Origin of the sequence: Streptomyces sp. JW3, from assembly GCF_052216785.1 — a bacterium.
Taxonomy (GTDB): domain Bacteria; phylum Actinomycetota; class Actinomycetes; order Streptomycetales; family Streptomycetaceae; genus Streptomyces.
Genome location: NZ_JBQOUX010000205.1, coordinates 1 through 4,360 on the forward strand (window position 1 = coordinate 1; position 4,360 = coordinate 4,360).

The window sequence follows — 4,360 nt, forward strand, 5'->3', positions numbered from 1 at the left end:
GTTCCGGACCGGTGTGCGGTCCGGAACGGGCCCGGGGGCCGGACGGGGGCGGGCCCCCGGTCCGGGATTAGTCGCGGCCGGACTCGATCTCCAGCTCGGCGCCGCGGTGCCGCTCGGTCTTGCCGGCCCAGGTGACACCGTTCTCACCGCCGACGTTCATGAACTGGCCCGCGGCCTTGTGGTCGAAGTAGCCCGCCTCCAGCTCGAACCCGTGCGGGCCCTCGCTCGCGGTGGCGGTGCCGGCACCCATCATCGCGGCGGTCAAGGACAGCAGCCCGGCGGCCACGAACGTACGCATACGCATGCGTGTCTCCCTATCTCGTACAGGTTGGACGTCGCCATGCCTTCCCCCCGCGCGCCGCCGGCGGCGCGGAATCCGGCGACCATCACCCGGACGGTCATCCGGAAGACACGCTCAGCGCAGCGCCGCCGCCTCCTGGCCGTCGGCGCCGTCGTCGCCCCGCAGCCAGAGGGTGCGCCGCGGGAAGGGCAGGGCGATGCCGGCCGCGTCCAGGGCCTCCTTGACGCGGCGGCGCAGCTCCCGGGTGACGGCCCACTGCTGCATGGGCGCGGTCCGCGCCGCCAGCCGTACCGTCACCCCGTCGGCGTCCACCGACTGCACGCCCCAGACCGCGGGGTCCTCCAGCAGGGCGCCCTCGAAGGCGGAGTCCTCGCGCAGGGCCCGTCCGGTCTCCTCCAGTACCCGGTAGACCTCGTCGAGGTCGGCGTCGTAGGCCACGGCCACGTCCAGGACGGCGCGGGCCCATTCCTGGCTGTCGTTGCGCACCCGCAGGATCTCGCCGTTGCGGATGTGCCACAGCCCGCCGTTGAGGTCGCGGACGTGGGTCAGGCGCAGTCCGACCTGCTCGACCTCGCCGACGGCCTCCCCGAGGTCGACGGAGTCGCCCACGCCGTACTGGTCCTCGATCATGATGAGCATGCCGGAGAGGTAGTCGGCGACCAGGCTCTGGGCGCCGAACCCGATCGCCAGGCCGACCACGCCGGCGCTGGCCAGCAGCGGGCCGAGCGCGATGCCGATCTGGTCCAGCACCATCGCGACGGCGATCACGAACAGGACGACGGAGACGATGCTGCTGAGCACCGAGCCGATGGTCCGCGCCCGCTGTTCGCGGCGTTCCCGGGCGCGTGAGCGGTCGCGGTGCAGCACCGCCGGGCCCCGGCCGCCGCGGCGGGCCGGTTCCCGGGCGCCGTCGCCGGGTTCCAGGATGCGCTGCACGACGCGGGTGATGGCCCGTTTGGCCAGCATCCGCACCAGCGCCACGCCGACCACGATGAGGGCGATGCGCAGGGGTATCCCGATGAGTGCCGTCACGTGGTCGCGCGCCCAGTCCGGCATGGCCAGTGCGGGTGCCGCGGCGGGGTCGGGGGTCGAGTGGTCGGGTACGTGGGCCATGGACCGTGCTGCTCCTGTCGTCGGTGGGGACGCGATGATCTCGGGCGCGCCTACCCAGAGGCAACGGAAAGCATGGTGGCGCCGGACCACCGGCCTACGACGGGGGTCCGTCCCCGCCGGGACGCCGCCCGGGCGGCGAGTCCCCCGCGGTGAGGTGCTCCAGCGCCGCGGCCAGTTCCAGGCAGGCGCGCTCCACGGACTTCCTGGTGCTGCGCTGTTCGGCGATGACCGCGGACAGCAGGAGCGCGGTGAGCGCCATGGTGCCGTTGAACGCCTGGAGTTTCATCATCACCTCGGCCTCGGTCAGCCCGGTGAACGGGCCGCGTCCGTCGGTCGCGGCGAGGGTGGCCAGGACGGAGGCGAGGAGGGCGCACAGGATGCTGCCCGCGAGCTGGAAGCGCAGGGCCGCCCAGATCAGCAGCGGGTAGACCAGGAACTGCACGTCGAGGGTGCTCTGCGTGGCGAGCGGGACCAGGACGCAGGCTACGACGGCCAGGCCGCCGGACTCCTTCCACCGGACCTCGCGGAGTGAGGCCCTGCGGGCCCGGTGCAGCACCAGCAGCAGCGGTGTGACCAGGACGACCCCCATGGCGTCGCCCACCCACCAGGCCAGCCAGACGGGCAGCAGGCTGCCGGTGTCGACCTTGCCCGCGGCCAGGAGCAGGGCGACCCCGGTGCAGGCGCTGATCACCATGCCGGTCAGGGCCCCCAGGAACACCAGGGCCAGGCCGTCGCGCAGCCGGGCCAGGTCCTCGCAGAAGCCCGCCCTGCGCAGCATGAGGTAGGCGCAGACGGGGGCTGCGGTGTTCCCGGCGACGACACCGATGGTGGAGAGTCCCGGCGCCGACAGGGAGAGGACGACGCACAGGGCGCCGAGCGCGATGCCGGGGGCCGCGCGCAGCCCGAGGATCAGCAGACAGGCCAGCGCGACGCCGGTGGGCGGCCAGATCGGGGTGACCAGCGCCTGGTCCACGACGAGCCCGCGCAGCAGTCCGAGGCGTCCGGCCGCGTAGTAGCCGGCCGCCACGCCCAGTGTCTCCAGCGCGAGGACGACCGGTCGCCGCCGGCCTCGGATACCCACCACCCGGCCATCAGACACCGGTGCCGCCCGGTCGGCCAGACGGGATCGGCCGAGTGCCGGGTGCCGGGTGCCGTGCCGGGTGCCGGGTGCCACCAGGTGGATTTGCCTGCCGCGCCCGCGGGCCTGCGGGCCCGCCCGCTCGTGACGTCAGGGCCTCACACCCCGGCCCGGCAGCCGTCGTGGCCGACGACCAGTACCGCCGCGTCGTCCTCGTGTCCCACCAGCGCGGCGTTCTTGATCACCGCGCCGGCCAGCGCGTCGGCCTCCAGGTTGGCGACCGCGGCGATCCCGGCCAGCCGGACCACCCGGTCCAGGCCCTCGTCGACGCTGAGCGCGGGACCCTCCACCACTCCGTCGGTGAGCAGGACGAAGACGCCGCCCGTGGTGAGCTGGTACCGGGTCACCGGGTACTCGGTGCCATCCAGGACGCCGAGCGGCGGTCCGCCCTCGTCCTCGGCGATCCCGGCCTTGCCGTCCGCCGTGGCCCACACACAGGGGATGTGTCCGGCGCGGGCGCTCTCCAGGACCCCGGTGGCCGGGTCGAGGCGCATGAAGGTGCAGGTGGCGAAGCGGTCGCCGCCGAGGGAGAGGAGCAGGTCGTTGGTGCGGGCCAGCAGGTCGCCGGGGTGGCCGGTGACGGAGGCCAGCGCCCGCAGGCCGACCCGGACCTGCCCCATGAACGCCGCCGCGTCGATGGTGTGGCCCTGTACGTCGCCGACGGACAGTCCGATGCGGCCGTCGGGCAGGGTGAAGGCGTCGTACCAGTCGCCGCCCACGTCCAGCCCGGAGTGGGCCGGCGAGTAGCGGACCGCCAGGTGGAAGCCGGGGACGACGGGCAGGGCACCGGGGAGCATGCCGCGCTGGAGGGCGACGGCCAGCTCCACCCGGGAGCGCTGGAGTTCCGCGTGGCGGCGCGCCTGGGTGGTCAGCGAGCCGAGCCTGGCCAGCAGCTCGTCGCCGCCCGGTGCGGGGCGCTTGCCGAACATAGTCACTCCGGTGGGTGAGCCCGCTCAGCACGTTAATCCGCTTCACACCGTTTGTCACCCTTCGCCCGGACGGCCCGCGGCATCAGCCGGCGGCGTCCACCTGCCAGCACGGCGGGCGGCCGGCCAGGCGGCAGGTGAGGACGTAGAGCGGGATGGGCGGGGTGTACGGAGAGCCGGTGCGGGGCGCGTGGATGAGTCCGGGCCGGTCCGCGCCGGGCTTCGGCCGGTGGGTCGCGGTCCAGGACGGGTCGGCCACCCGGGCGCCGACCGCGTAGGTGGTGCCGGGCGGCCAGATGACACCGATCTCCGAACCGGAGGGGACGATCCACCACCAGCGCCGGCCGTCGGCGAAGACACAGCCGACGCGCGGCAGGCGGTCCATGATGTGCGCGCCGTGTTCCCGGGGCAGGCCCACGGCGTCGTAGCCGAGGTCCGCGGAGAGCGGCGCCGGTATCCGCAGGCGCCCGGTGTGCTCGGGCGGGCACGGCCGCGGGCGGGACGACGACAGGTCGGGGCGGGACGGTGGGTTCATGAGGGGGGGTGTCCTTCGGCCGAGTGGGGGATGGGCCGGGCCCGGCGGCACGGGACCGCCGGTGGTGCGGTCGGCGGCCGCTCTCAGCGGGGGACCGCCGCGGTGCGGTGCGCTGTTCTCGACGGGGGCGGCGCGCCCCGTCCATCGGTGCGCGGCGTCGGCCGGTGCGGGCCGGGCGTTGCCCGGGTCGAGCACCTCCCCGGCCGGACACCGCTTCGCCGGACCTCGATCGGAGGGCACCCGGAGGCGGGCCGGTCGGGGCCGTCGGCCCGGGGAGTCGACCGGGGTGCCCGCCTCCGGGTGTGCGCGGCGGCCGGGCGCGCTCCGGTGGTCGACCGGAGTGCGCC

General features: G+C 74.9%; 5 protein-coding genes. All 5 read right to left on the bottom strand.

All coding sequences use genetic code 11. From position 1 onward, the window contains the following. Positions 1–67 precede the first annotated feature (67 nt). The gene (locus ACTT8P_RS37895) at positions 68–304 is read right to left on the bottom strand and encodes a hypothetical protein (protein ID WP_442836339.1); all 237 of its coding nucleotides are present in this window, start codon (positions 302–304) and stop codon (positions 68–70) included. 111 nt (positions 305–415) lie between these two features. Further along, positions 416–1,414 (bottom strand): mechanosensitive ion channel family protein, encoded by a 999-nt coding sequence (locus ACTT8P_RS37900; protein WP_442836340.1) that lies wholly within the window; start codon positions 1,412–1,414, stop codon positions 416–418. A gap of 94 nt (positions 1,415–1,508) precedes the next feature. Then, entirely contained in the window at positions 1,509–2,498 is a 990-nt protein-coding gene (locus ACTT8P_RS37905; protein ID WP_442836341.1) for an MASE1 domain-containing protein, read from the bottom strand. 152 nt (positions 2,499–2,650) lie between these two features. Continuing rightward, positions 2,651–3,481 carry a PP2C family protein-serine/threonine phosphatase gene (locus ACTT8P_RS37910; protein WP_442836342.1) on the bottom strand — a complete coding sequence of 277 codons (831 nt, stop codon included), beginning with the start codon at positions 3,479–3,481 and terminating at the stop codon, positions 2,651–2,653. A gap of 82 nt (positions 3,482–3,563) precedes the next feature. Then, positions 3,564–4,013, bottom strand: a complete 450-nt coding sequence (locus tag ACTT8P_RS37915; RefSeq protein ID WP_442836343.1) for a hypothetical protein — start codon at positions 4,011–4,013, stop codon at positions 3,564–3,566. Positions 4,014–4,360: the final 347 nt, after the last annotated feature.